At 44.9% G+C, this 24,617-nt stretch carries 22 protein-coding genes; 16 read left to right on the top strand and 6 right to left on the bottom strand.

Annotated features, from left to right (window positions below; translation table 11 throughout):
* Window positions 1-125: 125 nt before the first annotated feature.
* Window positions 126-1,502, bottom strand: coding sequence for an MATE family efflux transporter (locus tag R7Q09_RS03840; protein ID WP_225455379.1), 1,377 nt, complete (start codon window positions 1,500-1,502; stop codon window positions 126-128).
* A gap of 94 nt (window positions 1,503-1,596) precedes the next feature.
* Here R7Q09_RS03840 and R7Q09_RS03835 point away from each other — a divergent pair, with 94 nt between their 5' ends.
* Window positions 1,597-3,048, top strand: a complete 1,452-nt coding sequence (locus R7Q09_RS03835) for a DUF2867 domain-containing protein (RefSeq protein WP_318070522.1) — start codon at window positions 1,597-1,599, stop codon at window positions 3,046-3,048.
* Between the two features lie 30 nt (window positions 3,049-3,078).
* Here the strand turns inward: R7Q09_RS03835 and R7Q09_RS03830 are convergent, their stop codons facing one another.
* The 3 genes from R7Q09_RS03830 to rsuA all read right to left on the bottom strand — a co-directional run bounded on the left by R7Q09_RS03830 (window position 3,079) and on the right by rsuA (window position 6,081).
* Entirely contained in the window at window positions 3,079-3,741 is a 663-nt protein-coding gene (locus R7Q09_RS03830) for a DUF2913 family protein (RefSeq protein ID WP_195723103.1), read from the bottom strand.
* Window positions 3,741-4,943 carry a Bcr/CflA family multidrug efflux MFS transporter gene (locus R7Q09_RS03825; protein ID WP_005378055.1) on the bottom strand — a complete coding sequence of 401 codons (1,203 nt, stop codon included), beginning with the start codon at window positions 4,941-4,943 and terminating at the stop codon, window positions 3,741-3,743. The genes R7Q09_RS03830 and R7Q09_RS03825 overlap by 1 nt, the downstream gene beginning before the upstream one ends.
* Before the next feature lie 436 nt (window positions 4,944-5,379).
* A complete protein-coding gene (gene rsuA / locus R7Q09_RS03820) occupies window positions 5,380-6,081 on the bottom strand; it encodes a 16S rRNA pseudouridine(516) synthase RsuA (protein ID WP_318070521.1) in 702 nt (233 codons plus the stop codon).
* Window positions 6,082-6,202: 121 nt separating this feature from the next.
* Between rsuA and R7Q09_RS03815 the strand changes: the two genes are divergently transcribed.
* From R7Q09_RS03815 to rplY, 5 genes are all read left to right on the top strand, one after another.
* The gene (locus R7Q09_RS03815) at window positions 6,203-7,954 is read left to right on the top strand and encodes a DEAD/DEAH box helicase (protein ID WP_021707635.1); all 1,752 of its coding nucleotides are present in this window, start codon (window positions 6,203-6,205) and stop codon (window positions 7,952-7,954) included.
* 155 nt (window positions 7,955-8,109) lie between these two features.
* Window positions 8,110-8,475: a PepSY domain-containing protein gene (locus R7Q09_RS03810; RefSeq protein ID WP_372036143.1), complete on the top strand. Its 366-nt coding sequence runs from the start codon at window positions 8,110-8,112 to the stop codon at window positions 8,473-8,475.
* A 76-nt stretch (window positions 8,476-8,551) separates the two neighbouring features.
* Complete coding sequence (locus R7Q09_RS03805) at window positions 8,552-9,211, top strand: response regulator transcription factor (protein WP_005378073.1); 660 nt, start codon at window positions 8,552-8,554, stop codon at window positions 9,209-9,211.
* A complete protein-coding gene (locus tag R7Q09_RS03800) occupies window positions 9,201-10,550 on the top strand; it encodes an ATP-binding protein (RefSeq protein WP_005378071.1) in 1,350 nt (449 codons plus the stop codon). Before R7Q09_RS03805 ends, R7Q09_RS03800 begins: the two co-directional genes overlap by 11 nt.
* A 284-nt stretch (window positions 10,551-10,834) precedes the next feature.
* Complete coding sequence (gene rplY, locus R7Q09_RS03795; protein WP_005378066.1) at window positions 10,835-11,113, top strand: 50S ribosomal protein L25; 279 nt, start codon at window positions 10,835-10,837, stop codon at window positions 11,111-11,113.
* 147 nt (window positions 11,114-11,260) lie between these two features.
* On the opposite strand, the gene R7Q09_RS03790 is transcribed toward rplY, so the two are convergent.
* Window positions 11,261-11,776 (bottom strand): GNAT family N-acetyltransferase, encoded by a 516-nt coding sequence (locus tag R7Q09_RS03790; RefSeq protein ID WP_033905116.1) that lies wholly within the window; start codon window positions 11,774-11,776, stop codon window positions 11,261-11,263.
* Window positions 11,777-12,527: 751 nt separating this feature from the next.
* Between R7Q09_RS03790 and ushA the strand changes: the two genes are divergently transcribed.
* On the top strand, window positions 12,528-14,216 hold the full coding sequence (ushA, locus tag R7Q09_RS03785) for a bifunctional UDP-sugar hydrolase/5'-nucleotidase UshA (RefSeq protein WP_042522004.1): 1,689 nt from the start codon (window positions 12,528-12,530) through the stop codon (window positions 14,214-14,216).
* A gap of 415 nt (window positions 14,217-14,631) precedes the next feature.
* Window positions 14,632-14,853 (top strand): hypothetical protein, encoded by a 222-nt coding sequence (locus tag R7Q09_RS03780; protein WP_005386686.1) that lies wholly within the window; start codon window positions 14,632-14,634, stop codon window positions 14,851-14,853.
* A gap of 135 nt (window positions 14,854-14,988) precedes the next feature.
* On the opposite strand, the gene R7Q09_RS03775 is transcribed toward R7Q09_RS03780, so the two are convergent.
* A complete protein-coding gene (locus R7Q09_RS03775; protein ID WP_005378062.1) occupies window positions 14,989-15,237 on the bottom strand; it encodes a DUF1289 domain-containing protein in 249 nt (82 codons plus the stop codon).
* Window positions 15,238-15,421: 184 nt separating this feature from the next.
* Here R7Q09_RS03775 and R7Q09_RS03770 point away from each other — a divergent pair, with 184 nt between their 5' ends.
* The 8 genes from R7Q09_RS03770 to hcp all read left to right on the top strand — a co-directional run bounded on the left by R7Q09_RS03770 (window position 15,422) and on the right by hcp (window position 24,571).
* Window positions 15,422-15,868 carry an META domain-containing protein gene (locus R7Q09_RS03770; protein WP_042522007.1) on the top strand — a complete coding sequence of 149 codons (447 nt, stop codon included), beginning with the start codon at window positions 15,422-15,424 and terminating at the stop codon, window positions 15,866-15,868.
* Between the two features lie 435 nt (window positions 15,869-16,303).
* Window positions 16,304-17,464, top strand: a complete 1,161-nt coding sequence (locus R7Q09_RS03765) for an ABC transporter substrate-binding protein (protein ID WP_042522009.1) — start codon at window positions 16,304-16,306, stop codon at window positions 17,462-17,464.
* 9 nt (window positions 17,465-17,473) lie between these two features.
* Window positions 17,474-19,183, top strand: coding sequence for an ABC transporter permease (locus R7Q09_RS03760; protein ID WP_186584331.1), 1,710 nt, complete (start codon window positions 17,474-17,476; stop codon window positions 19,181-19,183).
* Window positions 19,149-19,796, top strand: a complete 648-nt coding sequence (locus tag R7Q09_RS03755) for an ATP-binding cassette domain-containing protein (RefSeq protein WP_065274385.1) — start codon at window positions 19,149-19,151, stop codon at window positions 19,794-19,796. The genes R7Q09_RS03760 and R7Q09_RS03755 overlap by 35 nt, the downstream gene beginning before the upstream one ends.
* A complete protein-coding gene (locus R7Q09_RS03750) occupies window positions 19,789-20,400 on the top strand; it encodes a CDP-alcohol phosphatidyltransferase family protein (protein ID WP_042522015.1) in 612 nt (203 codons plus the stop codon). The genes R7Q09_RS03755 and R7Q09_RS03750 overlap by 8 nt, the downstream gene beginning before the upstream one ends.
* 123 nt (window positions 20,401-20,523) lie before the next feature.
* A complete protein-coding gene (locus tag R7Q09_RS03745) occupies window positions 20,524-21,003 on the top strand; it encodes a glycine zipper 2TM domain-containing protein (protein WP_005386695.1) in 480 nt (159 codons plus the stop codon).
* Window positions 21,004-21,205: 202 nt separating this feature from the next.
* Window positions 21,206-22,735 (top strand): nitric oxide reductase transcriptional regulator NorR, encoded by a 1,530-nt coding sequence (norR, locus tag R7Q09_RS03740; RefSeq protein WP_318070520.1) that lies wholly within the window; start codon window positions 21,206-21,208, stop codon window positions 22,733-22,735.
* 174 nt (window positions 22,736-22,909) lie between these two features.
* Window positions 22,910-24,571, top strand: coding sequence for a hydroxylamine reductase (gene hcp, locus R7Q09_RS03735; RefSeq protein WP_276416583.1), 1,662 nt, complete (start codon window positions 22,910-22,912; stop codon window positions 24,569-24,571).
* Window positions 24,572-24,617 lie beyond the last annotated feature (46 nt).

Below are 24,617 nucleotides of genomic sequence, written 5' to 3'. Positions count from 1 at the left end.
GTAGAAAGTATTTTGAATGCTTGATCACACTATGGAAGTACAAATGCAACTCGATTCACTTTCTGTTGCTAATTTTGTTGACGTTTTGAGCAGATTTTTGCAGCCAAAATAAACTCTGTTCCTCCTTACTGGCCAATCAGGTTTTTCATCCATTTTCGGCTAACCATTCTTGGCAAGCAAATCGCCCACTTCACAACTTCTTCCGTCAAAAAGAGTAAGTAAACCCATTGTGGGTCCCAATTGAGATAAATCGCTGCAAATGCTGCGAGTGGAATCCCGATCACCCACTGCGCCAAGATGTCTTGATACAAACAAAACTTAACATCACCGCCCGCGCGTAATACACCAACAATCGCCATCATCGGCACCGAGCGTAACACGACACCCAACGCTAGAATCACCATAAACTGTTCAGCTAGCTCGCGAGTGTCTGTTGTCAGTGCACTAAACGCATTAAGGATCCATTGATTTGACACTATCAACAAGATGGCGACCACAAATGCGATAAGCACATTCAAAATGACCGTAGCCCATGCTTGATAATAAACGGGTTCAAAATTACGAGCGCCGAGCTGGTTCCCGACTAGAACTGCAGCCGCATTCGATAAGCCAATCATCATCGCCAATGCGATCGACTCAACAGGTGTCATTACGGAAAGTGCCGCCAAACCTTGTACGCCTGCTTGCCCCATGATGGCGTGATAAGCAAACAGCCCACCAGCCCACGCCAAGAAGTTAAATGTGGTTGGCAAAGAGAGGCTCAAGAAACGCGTAATTTTATCGAAGACCAATCCTGCGCGTATATCATCCCAACCAAATGCGATTATGTGTTTTTTCAACCATAGATAACCAAACAGGCAACCTACTTCGATCGCGCCACTGATTACCGTTGCTATCGCTGCTCCCGTAATACCCAGAGCAGGAAAGCCTAATTGACCAAAAATTAAAACCCAGTTAAGAAACACATTAGATAAAATGCCTATACCACTAAAAAAAGTGCTTAAGCCTGGTTGGTGCATCGCCCTTAGGCCCACCGACATACTGGCCACACATGCAACAGCAAACATGCTAACCGACGAAATAATGAGATAGCTGGCCCCTAGCTCAATCACTTCTTGTGAATCGGTAGTCAAACTCATGATGGGCTGTGGAAAAACAACAAACAAAGCAACAGCAATCGCAGCAAACATCATTGCGATCATCCATGTTAAAGCGGTACTGCGACGCACCCCAACTTTATCGCCAGCCCCCCAATATTGAGCGGTTAACAACGCACCGCCCGTTGTCACCCCAACTAACATGATGGTGGTGACGAAAGTCGCGCGCGCAGCAACTCCAACAGCGGCAATTTCTGCTTCACCAAGTTGACCAAGCATAAGAACATCGACGAGGCTTCGGCTTGAAAACATCATGCTTTGCAGTGTAATTGGTAACGCGATTGCAAATAAACGACGTAAGAATGCTTTATCTGCGTGTATTGAGAGTTGAGAAAGAAAAGTCACAAGCGCTCCAACGACAACTTATTGATAGAATGGGGAAAGTGTCTCATGATTATACTCTGTGGTGTTTATTCCACCAACGATAAAAGGACAGATAATGAAAAAGGTGTTGGTACTAGGCGCCTCGGGTTACATTGGCTCTCAACTTCTTCCGTTACTTTTAGATAAAGGTTACGCCGTCACAGCAGCGGCGCGACATATTGATTATTTAGAGTCAAGAACTCAGCCTCACCCTAATTTAACGTTAAGGTATCTCGACTTGGCTGACGCAGAGACCACGAAGGCTGTAGTGAACGATTTTGATTTAGTATTTTTTCTCGTGCACGGGATGGCTCAAGGTGATGACTTTGTTGAGTACGAACTAAACCTTGCTTTGAACTTCAAATATGCGTTGGAACAAAGCTCCGTCGAGCATGTTATCTATTTGAGTGCCATTCAACCTCAAACCGGAAACTCTCGCCATTTAGCCGCTCGTAAAGCCACGGGAAAAATAATTCGACAGTCTGGTGTTCCAGTAACTGAATTGCGTGCTGGCGTTATCATCGGCCCCGGCTCTGCCGCTTTCGAAATCATGCGTGACTTTGTCTACAACTTACCTATTTTGATCGCGCCTAAATGGGTCGACTCAAAAGCGAACCCTATTGCCTTGCCCAATCTCAACCACTATTTATTGAAGTTAGCAGAAGCCCCCTCTCCAGAAGAAAGTCACATTTATGAAGTTGGTGGGCCAGATACACTTAGCTACCGCGAACAGTTCAAAGTCATTTGCCGAATCACGAACAAGCCGTATCGGCTGTGGTCGACCCCGCTACTTACTCCGAAAATGGCATCGTACTGGCTAGGTTTAGTTACCTCAGTGCCAACTAGTATCGGTAAAGCATTACTTGCGGGCTTAGAGCACGACTACATTGCAGACTCCAAAGCGATTGAAGAACGATTTCCTCAAACGCTGATGAGCTACGAGCAAGCGGTAACTGATACCATTCAAGATGAAGGCACATTTGTACGCAGTAATGTCTGGGGGTTTGAACCCGCAGCGCTTCGTCGATGGCAACCAGGATATGGCTATTACCCAAAACAAGCTGGAGCGAGCATTAAAACTCATGCCTCCGCTGCGGCATTATGGAAAGTGGCGCAAAAGATCGGGAGTCGCGAAAAAGGCTATTACTTTGCCAACATCTTGTGGCGTACACGTGAATGGCTCGATATCTTTTTTGGTGGCGGAAAACCGATTCGCGTTTCTCCTCCTGGACCAGAGCTTAAAGTCGGTGATTTTATTGACTCTTGGAAAGTGATTCGCTGCGATAATAATCAGTTTCTTTCACTGTTTTTTGGTATGAAAGGCCCAGGCCTTGGGCGTTTAGAAATTACCATCAAAGATCTCGGTGACGAACGAGAGCTGGATATTACCGCCTGGTGGCACCCGCAAGGGTTTCTTGGACTGCTTTATTGGTTTGCAATGATGCCAGCCCATCTTTTCATATTTAAAGGCATGGTCAAAGCCATCGCGAAAGAAGCAAACCGTTTAGAAAACAAAAAGCCCCAATAACAGGGGCTTCTAAACACTCAAAATGTCACTTTAGTCAGCTTTGAACGAGAGTGGAATTTCGGCTAACTGGTTGCCTTCGTTTGCTGGAAAAATAAGGTACTCGCCATGGTATTTCACCATCGATTTGTAGTCTGTTACCTTATGAACCATAAAGCCCGCTTGCGCTGCTTTCTCAACAAACTCAGCATGATTGCCACGCACAAACCAACTCATTGGCTTTACGAGCCACTCGCCATCAAAACAGCTTTCGCATTGGTCTGCACATAACGCTAAAGAGTTTTGACCTTCAGTGAAGATTTGTACTTTGCCGCACCCAATCAGTTGCTCAGACGTTGAGACTTCCCAGCCTGCTTGCTCCATCAAATCAAGAAAAGACTCAATATCTGAATCTTTGAACACTTTGGAGTCTTCACCTTCAGGGAAGAATTGCGCATAAAAAGCAGAAATACGCTTGAAGATAAACAACAAACCAGCATCGTTCCCCTTTGAGCGACCTGCTTTTTGCCAACGCGTTAAGTCATCGCCCACTGTACGTCCGAAACGTTGTGATTTTAGCGCCTTTGTTACCCAACGCACTAAATAATGGTTATTCGCAACAGGGGCATTGGCTAACTTACCTGAGCGATGCTCTTGATCTAACTCTTCAAGTGCTGAGTTAACCAAGTTTTGAATTTCTTTGGTGTAATTCGACATTACGCCTTTCTTCCTAAAGTCCAATAAAACAGTGCTGAAAGCACAGAACAAGCAAACATCACGATGATCATCGGCCAAGCAACATTCCCGGGCAGTGATGCCACCAGCGCACCAACCAATGAACCGATACCGAATCTTAATGTCCCCGCTAGAGACGACGCCGTACCCGCCATTGATGGGTAACCACTTAAAAGCAGCGCCATCGCGTTACTACCTATCGTCGACAATGTACCGATAAACAGCACAACAAAAGGTACAATGCCCCATAATCCGAAGTCCATTAACCAACTTACGAATAAACCAATCCCCGCCAAAAGTTGCACGAACAACCCAAAACGAAGCATGGCATGGGAACCAACTTTCTTCACCAAGCGACCATTAATACTGGTCATGATGATCATCGCCACAATGTTCAAACCAAATAGGTAACCAAAGTGGTCTGGTCGAACACCATATAAATCAATATAAACAAACGAACCCGCCGTCAAAAATGCAAACATTCCGGAAAATGAAAACGCACCTGAGAGCATCAAACCGATCGCTTCAGGATTGGAGCATAATCTGGCGTAGTTTCTCAGCGTCGTGCGGAAACGAAGAGGCTGACGATTTTCAAGCTGTAACGTTTCAGGGATTTTCCAAAGTACGAGAAAAATCACGACTACAGCGAAAATAGCTAATACCCAAAAAATGGAACGCCAACCAAACCAAATCGCGAGATGGCCACCGATCATCGGTGCCACCAACGGCGCAATAGTAATGACCAGAGTAACGAAGGACATTGCGCGTGCAAAGTCTTCACGGTCAAACATGTCACGCACGACAGCTTGGATAATGACCGCCGCTGCCGCGCCAGCAAAACCTTGTGCCGTACGTACATAGGTCAGCGCATCAATGCCATTTGTTGTCGCACTCACAACAGCAGCCAAGCCGAAGAAAAGTACGCCTAAAATCAACACAGGTCTGCGACCAAAGCTATCGGCAAGCGGCCCGTGAATTAACTGGCCGATCGCAAAACCCGCGGTATAAGCCGTCAACGTAATCTGAACCGCGCCAGGCGCGACCCCCAAATCTTTCGCAATTGTCGGCATCGCAGGCAAATACATATCGATCGCCAAAGGCGTCAAAGCACCAATCGCTCCTAGTACCAGAAACAATAGAAAACTGATTTGGGATTGCGGAGCACTTTGAGCTTTTTCTGTCATTCTTTTACCTCTTGTTGGAGCCCTACCGTCAATACTTGCAGAACAAAGTGAAAATAACGGAAGTTCTCATATCGCTGAATGTAGAAGCCAAAAACCTGTTCTATCCAACGTTCGAGAATCATAAGGGCAAATATGTACCAAGGTGTGACCTTGACGAACTCGACATAGAAAAGCATGTGAAAGCGAAATGTGTTTATGGGAAACAAACACAATGCAGTAAAAATGATGGCGTTGACACCATCATTCCATTCACCGTAGCCGAAGGCTTTGCAATAAGAGTATGCATGCATCAGCTAAATGCAAAGGCATATCACTGAGATGAGTAAGCACACCGGAATTGTCTAGGCACTAATTTTGGTAGGAAAATTTATTTTGAGCCAATTCCTACCAAAAGACTAGTTCCTATTAGGAACTAAAGAATTTCCCATGCCGACAATTAATTCCAAATAGAATCAATTTCTTCTTGCGTGAGGTAGCGATAATCACCTGGTTCTAGTGCCTCATCAAGTTCGATAGAACCAATACGCTCACGATGTAAGTACTCAACTTTATTTCCTAACGCCGCGAACATACGTTTCACTTGGTGATACTTACCTTCCACGATAGTTAACAATACTTCATTCTCGGCCTCGTTCACGATTTCCAAACGAGCGGGCAATGTTGCTTCTGATTCATTGCGCAAAATGATGCCTTGTTCGAGCTTTTCCGCGTAATCTGGCTGAATAGCATCGACGAGCCAAACACGGTACGTTTTCTCACACTTATGCTTAGGTGAGGTAATACGGTGAGACCACTTACCATCATCCGTAATCAACACTAAACCAGTTGTGTCGACATCTAATCGGCCCGCAAAGTGAAGGTTTTCAATTTTAGGCTCATCAAGCAATGCGAATGCAGTTTGGTTGTAGCCATCTTCATGTGAACAAACAAAGTCAGCAGGCTTATACAACATAATGTAACGAGGACCAGGAGCACCAATAACACGGTCTTCCCACATCACTTCCGCACTTTTAGGTACTTTAAATGCACCACTTTTTTGAACCTCACCGTCAACGGTGATGTCTCCACTTTTGATGATCTTTGTTGCCTGTTTGCGTGTTGCACCCAGAGCGTCACACAAATATTTATCTAAACGCATGAATACCTCATTGAATTATACCCAAGTGATCTCTAAATCTTGGTTTAAAGGTCACTTGGGTATAAAAGTCAGGTATTATAGCGTTCCTCGTTCGAATAGTTGAGCAATTTCACATATTTTCATGTACACACTTCGTCCTTATCAAGCCGACTCGGTTAAAGCCGTTATTCATTACTTTCGTAAACACTCGACACCAGCAGTGATCGTGCTGCCAACCGGTGCAGGAAAAAGCTTGGTGATCGCAGAACTTGCTCGCCTTGCGAAAGGACGAGTGTTAGTCCTCGCCCACGTAAAAGAACTGGTCGAGCAAAACCACGCAAAGTATGAAGGTTATGGTTTAAAAGGTTCCATCTTCTCAGCAGGATTGGGACGAAAAGAAACTGACCAGCAAGTCGTGTTTGCTTCGGTTCAATCGGTCGTACGTAACTTAGATTCGTTCAAAAACCAGTTTTCTCTGCTCGTTATTGATGAGTGCCATCGTGTGCCAGATGACAAAAACAGCAGCTACCAAAAAGTTATTACTCACTTACGAGAACTGAACCCTGGCATTAAGGTGCTGGGACTAACTGCAACGCCCTATCGTTTAGGAATGGGCTGGATTTATCAGTATCACACCCGAGGTCAAGTGCGAACCGAAGAGCCTCGATTCTTCCGCGATTGTATTTTCGAACTGCCGATCCGTTACTTGCTCGACGAAAACTTCCTCACTCCAGCCCGCATGATGGATGCGCCCGTTTTGTCTTACGACTTCTCTCAGCTGAAGCCCGCTAACACCGGACGCTACAAAGAAGCAGAAATGGACATGGTGATCGATAAAGCCAAACGTGCGACTCCACAAATTGTTGAGCAAATCATGCAATATGCGAAAGAGCGTCAAGGTGTCATGATCTTCGCTGCAACTGTTCGACACGCACAGGAGATACACAGTTTATTGCCAGAAGGCGAAACTGAAATCGTCATTGGTGATACACCTACGCCGGAGCGCGATGCGATCATCCAAGCGTTCAAGAATCGTCAAATAAAATACTTGGTCAATGTTTCGGTACTGACAACCGGGTTTGATGCGCCGCATGTCGATTTAATCGCGATTTTGCGACCAACAGAGTCAGTCAGTCTGTACCAACAGATAGTAGGACGAGGGTTACGCTTATCAGACGGAAAATCAGAATGTTTAGTGCTTGATTACGCAGGCAACAGCTACGATTTATACCAACCTGAAGTCGGTGATCCCAAACCAGACTCTGACAGTGAAATTATCACGATTCCTTGCCCGGCTTGCGGATTCAATAACAACTTCTGGGGTAAGTTGGATAGTAACGGTTTCTTGGTTGAACACTTTGGCAGACGTTGCCAAGGTTACTTTGAAGATGAAGACACTGGCGAACGTGAACACTGTGGATACCGTTTCCGTGCCAAATACTGTGGTGAATGTGGTGCGGACAACGATATCGCTGCACGAATTTGTCATGAGTGTGACGCGACGCTCGTTGACCCAGATAAAAAGCTAAAAGAAGCCCTTAATCTCAAAGATGCATTGATCTTTGAATGCACAGAAATGGACCTATCTGTATTTAAGTCCAGTGATGGTAAATCTCAGCTAAAGGTGACGTATTCTGGTGAACCATACCAAGGCGAAGGCAATGCGTTAGTTCATGAGTTTTGGTCATTGAGTACCAAAAAACAAAAACAAACGTTTAAAGATCAGTTCGTACGCCCCCACTTAGCAGACAAGCATCGTCCTTTTGAAGAGGCTTCACCGACACGCGTTGTCGCTAATCAACATCGTTTCCGTTTGCCTCAGTTTGTTATTGCTAGAAAATCTGGTCGCTTTTGGAAGCTGCGAGATAAAATTTTTGAAGATGAGTTGAAATAACATCCACAACACATGGCAAAACTTAATTAGCTGATTCACTCTCTGTTCATCTATATCCGATATACTGCGGCTAACGCTCCAGAAAAGGTTTGACTATGTATAAAGCAACGACTTCTCTACATTCTGCGTTACTTTTCGGCCTTATTGCGACATTCATGTGTGCACCAAGTTTTGCCAAGCATGACAACGAGTACACATCACAAAATGGCCACGCCATCGTGCAAGATGTCGAAAAGCCAGGAACACGCATCGAATTCGATGAAGATCAAGATGAGGTCTACCGCGCGGTTCAACAAGGATATATACGACCATTTTCGGAACTTTACGCCGCAGTAGAAAACGACCTATACGGCCGCATCATCAAGGTCGAGCTTGAAGAAGATGATGATGCTTGGGTGTATGAATTGAAAATTCTGTACAACAATAGCGTCCTGAAAGTTGAGTACGACGCCGCCACGCTGGAAATGCTTGAGATCAAAGGTCGCAGCTTTAACAAAGCGTTAAAGCCGCAAAACAACTAAACTTGTCTAATGCGTAATCCAGACACGATGCGTAGCTTACTTCGATAAAAATCCAAACATAATAAGAATCATCAATATGAAAATACTTGTTGTTGAAGATGATCCTCGTTTAGGCGAGCAAATCATCGAAACATTAGAAAGTACCGGCTGGGTACCAGAATTGTCCCAAGATGGCATAGACGCTCTGTATCGCGCGACTTCGGAAGAATGGGACGCCATTGTTCTTGACCTCGGCTTGCCAAAACTGGATGGTCTTACCGTCCTAAAAGGCATCCGAGATGAAAACATTAATACTCCTGTCGTGATTCTAAGCGCTCGCGACACCCTAACGCAGCGAGTTGAAGGCTTAAACGCAGGTGCAGACGATTACCTAACTAAACCATTTGAAATGGTTGAGCTTATCGCTCGTATTCGTGCACAGCTACGAAGAGCCTCTGGTAATGCCTCTCCTGTGATGCAAATTGGCGACTTGAGCTTGGATACACGCACTTCTAAAGTCATGTGGCAAGGGCAAGCGGTAAGCTTGACGGCGCTAGAGTATAAAGTGGTCGCTTACTTTATGCATAACCCGGAAAAAGTGATTTCTCGAACCGAACTCGTCGAGCACATTTACAAACAAGACTTTGATCGTGACTCCAACACAATCGAAGTTTTTATCGGCCGAATTCGCAAAAAAATCGCACCAAAGATCATCAAAACTGTCCGAGGGTTGGGATACCAATTAAATGCCGAATAGAAACAGGCTACCGTTGAACGCAATAAAACGACTGAGTATCAAAAGTCGCCTCGTTTTAGCGGCGATCGTTTGGTTAACGGCAATGATCCTCGCCGCTGGTGTGACGATACCGACGCAGGTCTACAACTATATGGTTGATGACACTCGCTCACAGCTCAGCATTTTTATGGATGAAGTCGCCGCACAGTTAGAAGTCGATAACACCGGGCATCTTTCACTCGCAGCTCAGCTATCAGACCCTCGATTTAACCGACCTTACAGTGGTTTGTATTGGAGCGCCTCTACAGAGGCAAGCCTCGAACGTTCTCGTTCGTTGTGGGACAAAAAAATCGAATACAAAGGTTTGGATAAAGATGCGTATGGAGCAAGAGGCGAAAAACTAATTACGCTAGAAAAAGCGCTGTATCTTCCTGATTACGATGGTCCTATTCACATTATTATTGGTATTGACGAAGAGCCCATTAAAAATACCCTTCAGACGTTAATCGGCCAACTTTGGCTTATTTTGGGTTTATTATTCGCGGGCGTGCTTACCGTCATTTTACTGCAAATTGCTTGGTCATTGAGTCCGCTTACAAAGCTACAAAAAGAATTAGCCGAGCTGAAGTCTGGTAATAAAAAGAGTCTAGAAGAAACCTACCCAAAAGAGATTTCTCCTCTAATCTTCGACCTCAACGCTCTGCTGTTCCATTACCAAGAATTACTAGAGAGAGCTCGCAATCATGCAGGTAACCTATCTCATGCACTTAAAACGCCACTTTCTGTTCTAAAAAATGAAGTTCAGACGTTAGAACCTGAGGCACAATCCCGTCTCCGAGCTCCAATCAATCAAATACAAGACCATATCGATTACCATTTGGGTCGTGCCCGTATGGCCGGATCGATGAACATATTATCAGTGAAGTCGAACCCAGCAGATCGTGTGGATGCTATCTCAATGGCGTTTGATAAAGTGTATGCGAGCCGAAGCATTACCTTAATTAATGAACTTGATTCAGAGCTGAATGTAGCAGTAGAGCAGACCGATCTCGATGAAATGCTAGGTAACTTGCTAGAAAATGGCTATAAGTGGGCCAACAGCATGATTCGTGTGCACTCCTCTCAGGATAAGGAAAATATACACATCATTATTGAAGATGATGGGCCAGGCATCCCTAAAGAGAAACTGAGTCAAGTAATCAAGAGAGGAGTTAGATTGGATGAAACAACTCCTGGCTCAGGTCTTGGTCTAAACATAGTCAGTGAAATGGCACACAGTTACCGAGGTCAATTAACATTGGATACAAGCGCTTTAGGTGGATTAAAAGCATCTTTAGTCTTACATCTCAGCCGAACATAAAGCATATAACACATAAACTTTGTTCTTCGGACCATGATTAGTAAACCGATGAAAATGAAGTCGATGTGAACAAAATCCAAGCAAAGCGTTAAAAGGGATAGCCTTCCACCCCGCTAAATCATACCTTTTTGTTGATTTGGATACGATTTGGGTTGCCCATTTATAAGTGGAATGATAGTATCCGCGCTCGCTTGAACAGTTCCTGTTTCAAGCTTTACCACGAACAACAAGGTCGCATTGTTGATTGTGAACATTTGATTTTTACTAATTTGAGAGTAAATACTATGAAATTCGAAGCAGTAGTACGTACTGAACTAGGTAAAGGTGCGAGCCGCCGCCTACGTCACGCTGGCAAATTCCCTGCAGTTGTATACGGCGGTGAAGAAGCAGCAGTAGCTATCGTTCTTAACCACGACGACATCGTAAACCAAATGGACAAGCCTGAATTCTACGAAGGCATCGTTCTAGTTATCGATGGCAAAGAAGTTAAAGTTAAGCCACAAGACGTTCAACGTCACGCGTTCAAGCCAAAAGTTGAACACATGGACTTCATCCGTATCTAATTCCCTACCAAGGAATTAATCGGATTAAATCCAAACCTTTTGCATAAAAGATAATCGGACTTACCAACCGAGACATCTAAAAAATTTCAAACCCCCGGAGTCTTACCACCTCCGGGGTTTTACTATATTTGGCATATAGCATTTGATTTATGAGCGGGCAATATACTTCACTAAAGTGAGATCGGTCAGCGTCATACTCTCAATCACTTCCGACTCTTCCTCTCCAGTACGCACAAAACCACACTTCTTGTAAAAGTTAAGCCCCTGTTGATTAGTATCCAGTGCTTTCAAACTGATTTGCATAACTGACGTAGAGAGCAAACGTGTCTCTAACTCATCTAACAGTGCACTTCCTGCTCCTTGCCCATAATGTAGCGGCGTAACGTAGCAACATGTCACTAATGCCGTTTTATCTTCGCTGGTGTGGTTAGGTAACTCGTAACTTAAAAAGCCAACAATTTCTCCTTGCCTCTCAACTACGATCAATTGGGCCAGTTGCTCCGTCATCACTCGCGCCCACATCCTTTCTCGACGCTCAATCGTAAACTGCTCTATGTAGCTCTTTGGCATTAATCCTTTATACGCCACCTGCCAAGAATCAACGTGTATCTTGGCGATTTGGGCTACCTCCTTTTTGAGTGCGTCCCTTACTGTGTATCTCATAAGCATCCTTTATTAGCGTTAACCATTTACAAATTCTTTTAACCCTACCCTTTAAACCAAAGCTCAAAGATTACAGCTACAGTCGCAACGCTTTACATTAATCCATTTCATTTTCATTAATTAAATGATAGTTCACATCATAATATTCGAAGAAGAACGATCCATTATTTACTTTTCATTTTGACTCATTAGGTTGAATCTATTTGTTTAAACACTCAAGTGTCAAATGCGGAATAAGCACGATAAGGTATCGGATGAGGATAAATAAACGATGCCTAAAGCATAAGGTTTCTAAACGATCGCAATTATAGTAAAGAGATAAATACAATTTTTGATAGAGTTAGGCAGAATAAAGCCATGATCAAATGAGTTTAAGTTCTGTGCTGTTCATTATGCATACAAACCGAGCCCCTCATCATTAGAGCGAAAATTTATAACGATTTGTGTCATACCTATTAGGGAAAACATAAACTTGGCAAAATTATCACCAAAATCAGCGTAATACTTCGCAAAAATGCGCATTGATTCACATAAACAACACACATTCAATTAACTACCTCACAAAAAATAGAGCTAGCTATATAAAATAAATACTAAATACCAATTCTGTTTATTTATAGACGTAGTTTGCAGGCTTATTAATTCATTGCTCCGATAGAAGTATAAATAAGAGATAGATCACTAAAGTTTCACATTAATTCCGTATATTTCACGCCGTAACAATAACAAAATCACAAAGAAAGGATCCCTTATGAAGTTTTCCAAATCTCTTTTGGTAGTGGCAGTGGGCGCTGCGCTAGCAGGATGCGGCTCAGACAGCGACAATTCTCCAGTAACCTGCGAGACTGCAGATTCTTGTACTAAGTTCACCGTTCTCCACACTAACGATAACCATGGTCGCTTTTGGCATAACAGCGACGGCGAATACGGCATGGCTGCGCGTCACACTTTAATCGAATCTATCCGCGCAGAAGTCGAAGCAAAAGGCGGTGAAACCATTCTTCTATCTGGCGGTGATATTAATACCGGTGTACCAGAATCAGACATGCAAGATGCGGTTCCAGACTTCGTAGGGATGAACCTACTTGGTTACGATGCAATGGCTGTCGGTAACCACGAATTTGATAACTCACTAGATATTCTCGATATGCAAGCCGAGCTAGCTGACTTCCCTATGCTGGCTGCGAATATCTATAAAAAAGATACAAACGAGCGTTACTTCGACCCTTACAAAGTATTTACTATCAACGGCCTTAAGATCGCTGTTATTGGTCTAACAACGCAAGACACTGCGAAGCTAGTCAATCCAGACAACGTATCAAACATCCACTTCGAAGACCCTCAAGTAGAAATCAAAAAGGTACTGAAGGAAATCGAAGAGAACGAAAAGGTAGACCTAGTATTTGCAACGACGCACATGGGTCACTACGAAGATGGTAAAAACGGTAGTGAAGCACCAGGTGACGTGAAACTCGCTCGCTCTCTTGAAGAAGGACAGCTAAACGCTATCATCGGTGGTCACTCGCAAAACCCTGTATGTATGGAACCAGGTACCAATGAGTATGCTGATTTCAAACCTGGGGATGATTGTGCCCCAGACCAACAAAAAGGCACTTGGATTATGCAAGCGCATGAGTGGGGTAAATATGTGGGTCGTGCTGACTTCGAATACTACGACGGCAAGCTTCACTTAGCGAACTACGCACTGATTCCTGTAAACCTTCTAGACGAAAACGATGAAGTTATCGGTGAACGAATTCAACAAGATGCAACAGTAAAAGCGTTACTACTGCCATACCAACAACAAGGTCAAGAGTTATTAGATGAGAAGATTTCTAATACGACGGGTAAGTTAGAAGGTGATCGTAACGTAGTTCGCTCTCAACAAACTAACCTAGGTCACCTACTCGGCGAGGCATACCGTACTTACAAAACGGTAAATGCTGACTTTGGTGTGATGAACTCTGGCGGCGTGCGTGATTCAATCCAAGATGGTGATATCACTTACCGTGACGTACTAACGGTTCAGCCATTTGGTAACTTCGTGACTAAAGCAACTATGACAGGTAAAGAAGTTAAAGAATACCTAGACGTGGTTGCGACGAAATCTGCAGGGTCTGGTGCTTACGCTCAACTAGATAACATCACTTTAGATGTAAATTGTGATGCTGGCTCAGTAACCATTACCGATATTAACAATAAAGGCTTCGATCTAAACGAAACGTACACATTCTCTGTAATCAGCTTCAGTGCTGCTGGTGGCGATAACTATCCAATCATCGATGTTCAATCTACACAGCTAACTGATGCATACGTTTTGCGCGAGTTCTTCGTAAACAACCCACAAATCTCTGCGGATAACTACGACAAGAACTTAGAGAACATCAAATACTTCAGTAATGGCCAACCAGTAAAAGGCTGTCCTGCAACTGGTAGCTAATACTCAACACCTTACCCCTGGCGCTAAGAGCTTTTACAAGCAATTTCGTCAGGGCTTTCCTTAAAACCGAAGCTTTGTGCTTCGGTTTTTTATTTTCGATAAATTACTGAAAACTCTCCACCTTCACAATATGTTCAAAAATTGTTCATTTGTGTTATTGACGCCCCTGTGTTGGGCTTCTATGTTTGATAAGGTCTTTTAAATATGCAGGTTCATCGGCTAAATTTCGCGAAACATTTTCAATCGCACAGTCAATGATTCTGAGAAAGATGTGAATGGCGTTACAAACACTGCTCTCAAACAATTTGTCTTTGGACTTCAAACGATGGTGATGTGCCTCCACGCGCACACTAATGAGCAGCGATCTGGACGTCAATGTGTTCAAACTGCTGCCATCGAGTTCTGGAGGTCAAAAATGAAACGAGCCAGCAATAGCTACAGACTCCAAATGATCAAAGAAGTAGTTACCCGTAGAGAGCGTGAAGCTTGTACGGATCCTATGGCGAGATACATTCATCAACTCATGGATGAACGCCCAACAAGTAAATTAGATGTTGAATTCAATCATCGATTTTCAGGAAATCACTTCGACGAACAAGCGGGAGGCTGGGTTAGCGACCGTTGGTCGATGAAATAACGCCAATTACCGCTTTATAGGGAAAATGGATAGGAGATTCCCGGTTCTTAAAGGACACCTTGCCGGACCGGGAATATGTAAAAGCCTAATCAGAACCGAAAGCGAAGGCGTAACCCCACAGACTGAACAAGAGTTCTAGAATAAGTCTTGTTGAGGCGATGACTCATCTTGAAGCTGTTCTGGCTTCGTCTTCCCTGCCAACATCTTTCTTCTGTACCTTTGACGACACAACTTAATAACGTGCAACTGCTGAGCGGGGGTTAAGTTAAGCCAATTAAACCTTTCCTCTCTCTTTCTCATACACCCCTTGCAATACCCTTTTTCATCGGAGGTACATACTCCAACACAAGGGCTTGGGACAGTAAAAAACTCCAGTTGCTCCATACTAAAACCGCTCTTTCCATATTAGGGCGTATTGGCCTAGTTTAAATAATGAGAAGATTAGTCAGCAACAAAACTTGCTATATGCTTCGTTATGTCAAAAACATACGAAACCATAACCTTATGCTGACAAAAACAGTGTTTTATTACTTATACTTACCGCGTTTATAAAAACGGAGTCTATAAAATGAAGCTTAGCCTAAAAACGTTAGTTACAGCAATCTCTCTCCCTGTTCTTATGACTGCTTGTGCTAGCAACGGTGATGATGTGAAAGAAATAACGGCTCAAGATTTGCAGCACCACAACTGGGAACTTGTTCAAGTTGATGGCAAAAATATCGTTCTAGACGAACACCAAAAAGCGGCTCGCCTAGAAATCGGTGAAAATCTAACCGCAAACGGCAACGCAGGTTGTAACAACTTCTTCGGTCAAGCCGAGCTGAAAAACAACCAACTACGCATCGAAAAAATGGGCATGACCATGAAGATGTGTATGGAAGATCAAATGAAGATCGAAAACGCAATGACACAAACACTATCTAACTGGAGCGATATCACGCTAACTACAGATGGTCTTGTTCTGAAAAGTGCCGATCACGAATTGACGTTTACACTACGTGACTGGGTAAACTAATCCCAACTAAGTAAACCAAATAGTATTTTGAAAGCAGCCAGACGGCTGCTTTTTTTATGTCCACGAGTCATTGGTCGTGCATGCCAAAGTCATTTAAGTGACAAACTTTCTTTCTCTTTTGCCCTCAATTCCATGCTTTAAACATCAATTTTGCTCTGTAAAACAACCTATTCATATCTCTGGGGACAATAATTTTCAATTACTTGAAAGAATATCCTCAAACAAACGGTCCGCTCCTAAAATGACACCAAATTTGTCCTTTCTTCGTTTTGCTTCACATTGAGAGTAATTCTTTGAATCAATGAGTGATTCCGTTTGGGATTGGCATTGATAATAGAGAGAGATGAATTACTATCCTTGTAACAGAGCGGAACGACTTGCGAAAACGTCAATAGAAACGAAAGCAAGCACCAAAAGACATAACACGGAATAGATATGAAAAAGCTACTCAGCAGCATTGGCATTTTAGCCACGACTTTTGCGACACCTTCTTTTGCCGATTCATCAGTGAATAGCGAATGGCAAAAAATCGAACAACAAGCCGACGGGCAATCCGTCTACTTTCATGCTTGGGGCGGAAGCCAAGAAATTAATCGCTACATACAGTGGGCGAGTAGAGAGCTAAAATCACGTTATAACGTGACGCTAAACCACGTTAAAGTAACTGATATTTCTGAGACCACTACTCGACTTATCGCAGAAAAAGCGGCAGGCAAAAACAGCGGTGGCAGTGTTGATATGGTTTGGATCAATGGCGAAAACTTCAAATCAATGAAGGACAACCAATTGCTATTTGGTCCTTTTGTCGAAGGTTTGCCAAGCTGGCAATATGTGGATAAATCTCTACCAATTGATGTGGACTTCTCCGAGCCAACAGAAGGTCTAGAAGCACCTTGGGGAGTAGGACAATTAGTGTTTATCCATGACGAGCAAACCCTCCATAACCCTCCAAAATCATTCGCAGAAATGCTGAGCTATGCAAAAGCGTTCCCGAATCGCCTGACTTACCCTCGACCACCAGAGTTTCATGGCACAAGCTTTATCAAAGCATTACTCATTGAACTGTCTAACAACGCCCCTGAGCTGCAACAACCAGTTACCGATGACACGTTTGAGCAAGTCACTCAACCGCTGTGGTCTTATCTAGATGAGTTCCATAAAGTCGCTTGGCGCGGTGGTAAGCAGTTTCCAGGCGGTACAGCAGAAACCCTTCAGCTACTAGATGATGGTCAGACTGACCTGGCGATTACCTTTAACCCGAACGCGGTTTTCTCTGCGCAGTCGAGCGGTAATCTTGCAGAGAGCACCAAAGCGTACGCAATGGACGCAGGAGCACTCTCAAATATCCACTTTTTAGCGATTCCTTGGAACGCAAATGCCAGTGCTGGTGCACAAGTTGCGATAAACTTTTTATTGAGCCCTGAAGCACAGTCTCGCAAAGGTAACCTAAACATCTGGGGCGACCCTTCGGTACTAAGCAACCAATACCTAACTGGTTCAGCCAAAAACACTCAACAATTCAAATCTATCGCTGAGCCACATCCAAGTTGGCAAGCGGCGTTAGAAAAAGAATGGTTGAAACGCTACGGGAATTAGTAAGAATCCATGTTAAGAGCGCTGTATTTAGTCATTATCGCAGTTTGTATTTTGCCTACCATTCCGGGACTACTTGGAGTGGTGGTCTCTGCGCTCGGTTATGTACCTCCTATCGGTCTACACCACTTTTCTTTTGATGGCTTCAATGCCGTCTTTGATTGGGAAGGTGTTTGGACATCCATCGGGCTTACTTTCTACTCCGCCATTTTCAGTAGCTACTTGGCTTGCTTCATCACGTTTGCCATTCTACAGGCGTCTTGGGGCAGCAAGTTTTGGCGAAAAATTGAAGTTAGCCTTTCCCCACTTCTCGCTATGCCGCACGTCGCGTTTGCAATTGGCTTTGCGTTCTTGTTTGCCCCAACTGGTATGGGCGTTCGTGTTCTCAACCAACTGTTTGGTTACGACCCGAATGCACAAACGGTGAATGACTTAGCATTGCTGATTAAAGACCCACATGCACTCGGTTTGGTCATCATGCTTGCGATTAAAGAAGTGCCGTTTTTATTGTTGATGAGTATTCCGATCCTTCAGCAATTGAAAGTCGATAAGGTTGAAAAAGTCAGTCACTCGATGGGCTACAGTTCGGCGCAAGTGTGGTGGAAATGCGTGTTCCCACAGTGGATAGCAAAACTGCGCTTTCCAATGCTGGCGGTATTGGCTTACAGTTTGTCCGTTGTCGATGTCGCCCTGATTATTGGCCCCACCAACCCGCCGACGTTTGCGGTTTTGGTATGGCAATGGTTTAACGATCCAGATTTATCGCTCCTACCAAGAGCGGCCGCTGGCGCAGTAATACTGTTTGCGATCGCAAGCCTTTTGATTGGATTTGCACGCTTAATGGAATGGTGTATTACCAAAGGCTTCAAACGCTGGCAGTACTCTGGTCGAAACGGGTTTCGTTTACCCGGTAAAACCCTATTTTCACTGGTCGCGCTACTTGCACTTCTAATGATTCCACTCATGGTGCTGTGGAGCTTTGCCCAACGTTGGCGCTTTCCAGATTTGCTCCCAAGCCGTTACAGCCTGCGTTTTTGGGAATACGAATGGCACAGTATTCTAGGGACTCTAGAACAAAGTATGTCAATCGCCCTAATCAGCGCGACTGTCGCGCTAGTTCTTGCTTTAATAGCACATGAGTATCGTCTCCGTTATCGCTGGCAGGTGCCCGGTTACATCATCGCCATCCCAATGCTGATTCCTCAGCTATCCGTGCTATTCGGTATGCAAGTAGTGACGCTGTACTTAAACAGTAATGCGTATTTCTTTTGGGTATGTTGGGCGCATATATTCTTTGCGTTCCCATTTATTTACCTCTCGCTAGACGGTCCGTGGCGCAGCTTCGATAACGGCTTAACTCGCGCCGCACTCAGCTTGGGTAAATCACCGATGCAAGCTTGGTTAAAAGTGAAACTGCCAATCCTCCTGCCTGCAATTGCATTCGCGTGGGCTGTCGGTATTAGTGTCAGCCTGGCGCAATACCTACCAACATTGGTGCTAGGGGCTGGGCGCATTAGTACCATCACAACCGAAGCCGTTGCACTATCCAGTGGTTTTGACCGACGTGTCACCGCTATTTACGCCATTTGGCAAGCTCTGCTGCCATTCTTGTTCTTTTCTTTTGCGATACTGCTTAGCCACTTGCACAGGAAGTATCGCCGCTTGTCTATAAAAGGTTTACTACTGAATGAGTCTTTGTCTCGAAAACCTCGCCATCCGTAAAACCAATGGCGACGCGCTTTTTTCAGCGTTCAACATGACCGTAGAAAAAGGTGAAATCGTTACCCTGATGGGGCCTAGCGGTTGTGGTAAATCCACTTTGTTGGATGCCATTGCCGGGCACCTATCCGCCGAGTTCAACTACTCTGGATCCATTACGCTTGATAACGAAAAGTTGGATGCCCTCCCTGCCCATAAGCGTCAGGTCGGTATTCTATTCCAAGAAGATTTGCTCTTCCCTCATTTAACGGTGTGGGAGAACCTTGCCTTCGCGCTACCAAACTCAATCAAAGGTGAAGAGCGTAAAGCTCACGCTATGCAAGCACTGAAGAACATTTCATTGACCAAACTAGCAGAGTCCTTTCCTGACCAAATTTCGGGAGGGCAACGTGCCCGTATCTCATTGACTCGTATGCTGCTAGCAAAGCCAAAAGTTGCGCTACTTGATGAGCCCTATAGCAAGCTGGATAAAGACCTGCGCGTGCAATTTCGCAATTGGGTGGTCGAACAATTGCAGCAAGCGAACATCCCTACTTTGATGGTAACGCACGATGAAGACGATATTCCTGATGGCAGCAGCTGCCTAAACTGGCCGTGGGAGACAAATCATGCTTGATAGCCTGAGTATAAAGCTCATCCGCAAACCGCTGGCACTCAGTGCGAAATATCTCGATAAATGTGGTATCACTGCAAATCAGACGACAGTGTTTGGTTTTGTACTTGGCTGTTTTGCCCTGCCGGCTTTGATCACCGAACAGTACTTGTTGGCGTTGCTGTTTATTTTGCTGAACAGAATCTGTGATGGGTTAGACGGTGCACTGGCGAGGATTCAAGGCATTACCGATGCGGGTGGTTTTCTTGATATCAGCTTAGATTTTTTGTTCTATTCGTTGATTCCTTTTGGCTTTGTGCTTGCCAACCCAGAGCACAATGCCGTTGCAGGCGCATTTTTGATTTTTTCCTTCATCGGCACTGGTAGTAGCTTTTTGGCTTTTGCCATCATGGCAGGAAAACAAGGCATCGATAATCCGGTATATAAAAACAAATCGCTTTACTACATGAGCGGCTTAACCGAAGGTACAGAAACCATTGGCTGCTTGGTTTTATTTTGTTTGCTACCGCAACACTTTGCCGTCATCGCGTATATCTTTGGCGCGGCATGCTGGTTTACTACTTTTACACGTATTTATTCAGGGTTTCATACGCTTAACGATCATTAATACTGCTTAGACAATCGCGTTTCCTTAAGGGACAGGCCGCTAAGCCACTGTTTTATAAAGCACCAAAACGCAGGTTAAATTGGGGTATATACTCTTTGAATGAAGAAACCATTCGGAGGCTATATGAAAAAACAGATCAATTTAGGCATGTTGCTCACCATTACTTGTGCGCTCGTGCTTGGCGGCTGTAGCTCACCTAACCCGTACGGAGATGCATACGGCTCATCCGACACTCGCAAAGTTCAGCAGGTTTACTACGGCACAGTAGAAAAAGTAGAACCCGTAACCATTGATGCCTCTACCCAATCCAATGCCATTGGCACCATCGCTGGTGCTGCCGTGGGCGGGATCTTAGGCTCAAAAGTTGGGGGCGGTTCTGGCTCGGATATCGCTGCCATTGGTGGTGGTCTATTGGGTGGCTATGCAGGCAGCAAAGCGGCTGAAGCAACCGCGAAAAGAAATGGCGTGAATCTGACCATTCGTTTAGAGGACGGAAAGATTATCTCTATTGTTCAAGAAGCAAATCCAAACATGATTTTCCAACCAGGCCAAGCGGTCCAAATCAATGTTTCTGGTAATGACGCTAGAGTCGTTCCTCGTTAATTCGGACGAACTAAACCTTTGGCCTGCTTTAATTCAAACACCTAACCCGCGCAAGCTTACATCACTGGCTTGTTAACTTGCGCGTTTCTTTTCGTATCAAACTTGATCGTCGTCAATGGAACATCAATCTCCCACACCTTTCGATGTTCAAATGACATCAAGTTGCTAGCATGAGCCCATTCCAGATAACTTTGGGCTTGTTATGACTCCGACTGTTGACCACGTACTCCTTAATATCGCGCTAAACCTCAGCTCAAATCGCTCTCACGAGCAGCAATATCAAAATCTCATTGATGGGGTCGCACAAGTATTCCCATGTGATGCGAGCTGCCTGTTTATCTTCGATGAGGATGGGTTTCTAACTCCTGTCGCGGTAAAAGGCTTATCCAGCTCGGTCTTAGGTCGTCGCTATTTCCCCAAGGCGCACCCTCGCTTAGATGCCATTATTCATAGCCGTGAACCGGTGCGTTTCGATGCCGATTGTTCACTGCCGGATCCTTTCGACGGCACACTATTAACTGAAGACCAATGCATTGATGTTCACGATTGCATGGGCTTTAGCTTGTATGTCGAAGGCCAACTTGTTGGCGCACTAACGATGGATGCACTAACGGTGGGCGCGTTTGATGGCATCGATCCTGTCGCTATCGAAACCTTTGCGGCTTTGACCGCTGCGACATTGCGTAACATTGCTCAGTTAAAAGCGCTCAAAGCGCAAAACCAGAAGCAAAAAAGCGTCACTCAAACCCTTATCCAGCAAGCTCGTTCTCAACATGGCGAAATGGTGGGTTTGAGTCCACAGATCAACCAGTTACGAAACAACATTGCGACTGTTGCTCAATCAGATTACGCAGTACTTATCACAGGAGAGACCGGTACTGGTAAAGAACTGGTCGCGCACTCGGTACACGCGCAATCTCATCGTAGCGATAAGCCGATGATTTACGTCAACTGTGCGGCTTTACCAGAAGGTCTGGCTGAGAGTGAACTGTTTGGCCATGTCAAAGGCGCATTTACAGGTGCTAATAGCCACCGTGCCGGTAAGTTTGAACTGGCAGACGGTGGAACGATTTTCCTTGATGAAGTGGGCGAACTGCCTTTGATTTTGCAAGCAAAATTGCTGCGCGTAATTCAGCAAGGCGAGCTGCAACGTGTAGGTAGCGATCAGCATTTGATGGTCAATGTGCGCATCATCGCCGCGACCAATCGACAATTAGAAAAAGAGGTCGAATCTGGCACGTTTCGAGCAGACCTTTTCCACCGTTTGAACGTGTTCCCAATCCAAGTCCCCCCACTGCGTGCCCGTGACGGGGATATTCCCGTTTTAGCAGGATATTTGTTGGAAAAAGTACGCCAACAATTCAATGCACCCAATCTGCACGTTCATCCTAAAGTGTTGACTCAATTGGAATCTTCACCTTGGTACGGAAACGTGCGCGAGCTCGAACATACTTTAACTCGCGCGGCTTTGCACGCCATTCAACAAGGCGCAAGCACGATCATGCTTAACCATTTCGACACCTCATTGGCTCTCGGTGATGTAAAAAACACATCGCATTATTTACCCAAAAAAAGTCAACCAATGCGAGAACTGATAGAAAGCTATCAACGTGATTTAATTGAACATGCTTTAAGCCAAACTGGTGGCGTTTGGGCAAAAGCGGCGGAGTTTTTACAAATGGATCGCGGTAACTTATATCGAATGGGGAAAAAGCTCGGGATCAATAAATAACCAACCACAAGAATCCGATGTAATTAAGACATCATCCGCGTTGTCTTAATTACATCACCCGCCCTATCAAAAACACACAAAATCATTAAAAATCAACAATATAACAATTGGCATGCATTCTGCTCTCTAGTGGTCAACATCACGACTATTAAAACAATCACTGGAGAACCCAATATGTTCTGTATTCAATGTGAACAGACAATTCAAACCCCTGCTGTTAAAGGTTGTTCTTTTGCACAAGGCATGTGTGGCAAAACTTCTGAAGTATCAGACCTACAAGACGTGTTGGTTTACACACTGCAAGGGGTTTCTTTTTGGGCATCAAAAGCACTTGAATTCAACATCATTAACGATGAAATCAACCAATGGGCACCCAAGGCATTTTTCTCTACATTGACGAACGTTAACTTCGACCCTGAACGCATCCTGGAGTTAACTTCTCAAGCTGCAACGTACAAAGCACTGCTCAAAGAGCAAGTAATATCTGCTGCGACTTTGTCAAACACCAACCTTACTGACATTCCTGCCGTTGCCAACTTCGAGCTACCAAACAGCGCTGAAGCGATCTTAGCTTTTGCTCCTCAAGTCGCGGTTAACCGTGGTAAGGACCAAGTACATGAAGATGTTATTGGCCTACGCCTACTTTGCCTATACGGCCTTAAGGGTGCCGCAGCATACATGGAGCACGCACGCGTTCTTGAGCAAACCAACAACGATATCTATGCCGAATACCATGAAATCATGGCGTGGTTGGGCACCGATCCTGAAGATCTCGGCGAGCTACTTGATTGCTCAATGCGTATTGGCCTGATGAACTACAAAGTGATGGAAATGCTCGACCAAGGCGAAACAACGACCTTCGGCCATCCAGAACCAACAACGGTGAACGTCAAGCCAGTAAAAGGCAAATGTATCCTTGTCTCTGGCCATGATTTGCATGACCTAGAAAAAATCCTGCAACAGACCGAAGGCAAAGGCATCAACGTTTACACCAACGGTGAAATGCTGCCTGCACACGGCTACCCAGAGCTGAAGAAATACCCTCATCTTGTCGGTAACTACGGCAGCGCATGGCAAAACCAGCAGAAAGAATTCGCAAACTTCCCTGGCGCAATCGTAATGACGTCAAACTGCTTGTTGAATCCAAATGTGGGTCAATACGCAGACCGTCTATTCACCCGCAGTATTGTTGGCTGGCCTGGAGTTGCTCACATCGAAGGCGATGATTTTAGCCAAGTGATTGAATGTGCTCTAGCGCAAGATGGTTTCCAACACGATGAAATCGAACACCACATCACGGTTGGTTTTGGTCGCAATGCACTGATGAACGCCGCCCCTGCGGTTATCGACCAAGTGAAGCAAGGCAACATCAAACACTTCTTCCTAGTCGGCGGTTGTGATGGTGATAAAGCGGAACGCAGCTACTACACCGATTTTACGGCTGAAGCGCCAGAAGACACGCTCATCCTGACCTTGGCGTGTGGTAAGTTCCGCTTCAACAAGAATACGTTTGGCGATATCAACGGCATCCCTCGCCTATTGGATGTGGGCCAATGTAACGATGCTTACTCTGCAATCCAGCTTGCACTTGCACTGGCGAAAGAGTTTGACTGTGATATCAATGAACTGCCACTCACGCTTGTGCTTTCTTGGTTCGAGCAAAAAGCGATCGTTATCTTGCTAACACTATTTGCCTTGGGCGTGAAAGGCATTTACACAGGCCCTACTGCACCGGCATTCCTAACGCCAAACCTAATCGCCATCATCCAAGAGAAGTTCGATATGCGCAGTATTGGCAATGTTCAGGATGATCTAAAAGCCATCCTCGCAGCCTAATAAACCTGCTTGTTACGCGCCTCCTTACGTGGAGGCGCTATCTATT

It is taken from the genome of Vibrio sp. 2130-1, from assembly GCF_033339515.1.
The sequence above is the reverse complement of the archived record's forward strand: the minus strand, read 5'-3'. Positions and strand labels throughout refer to the sequence as shown.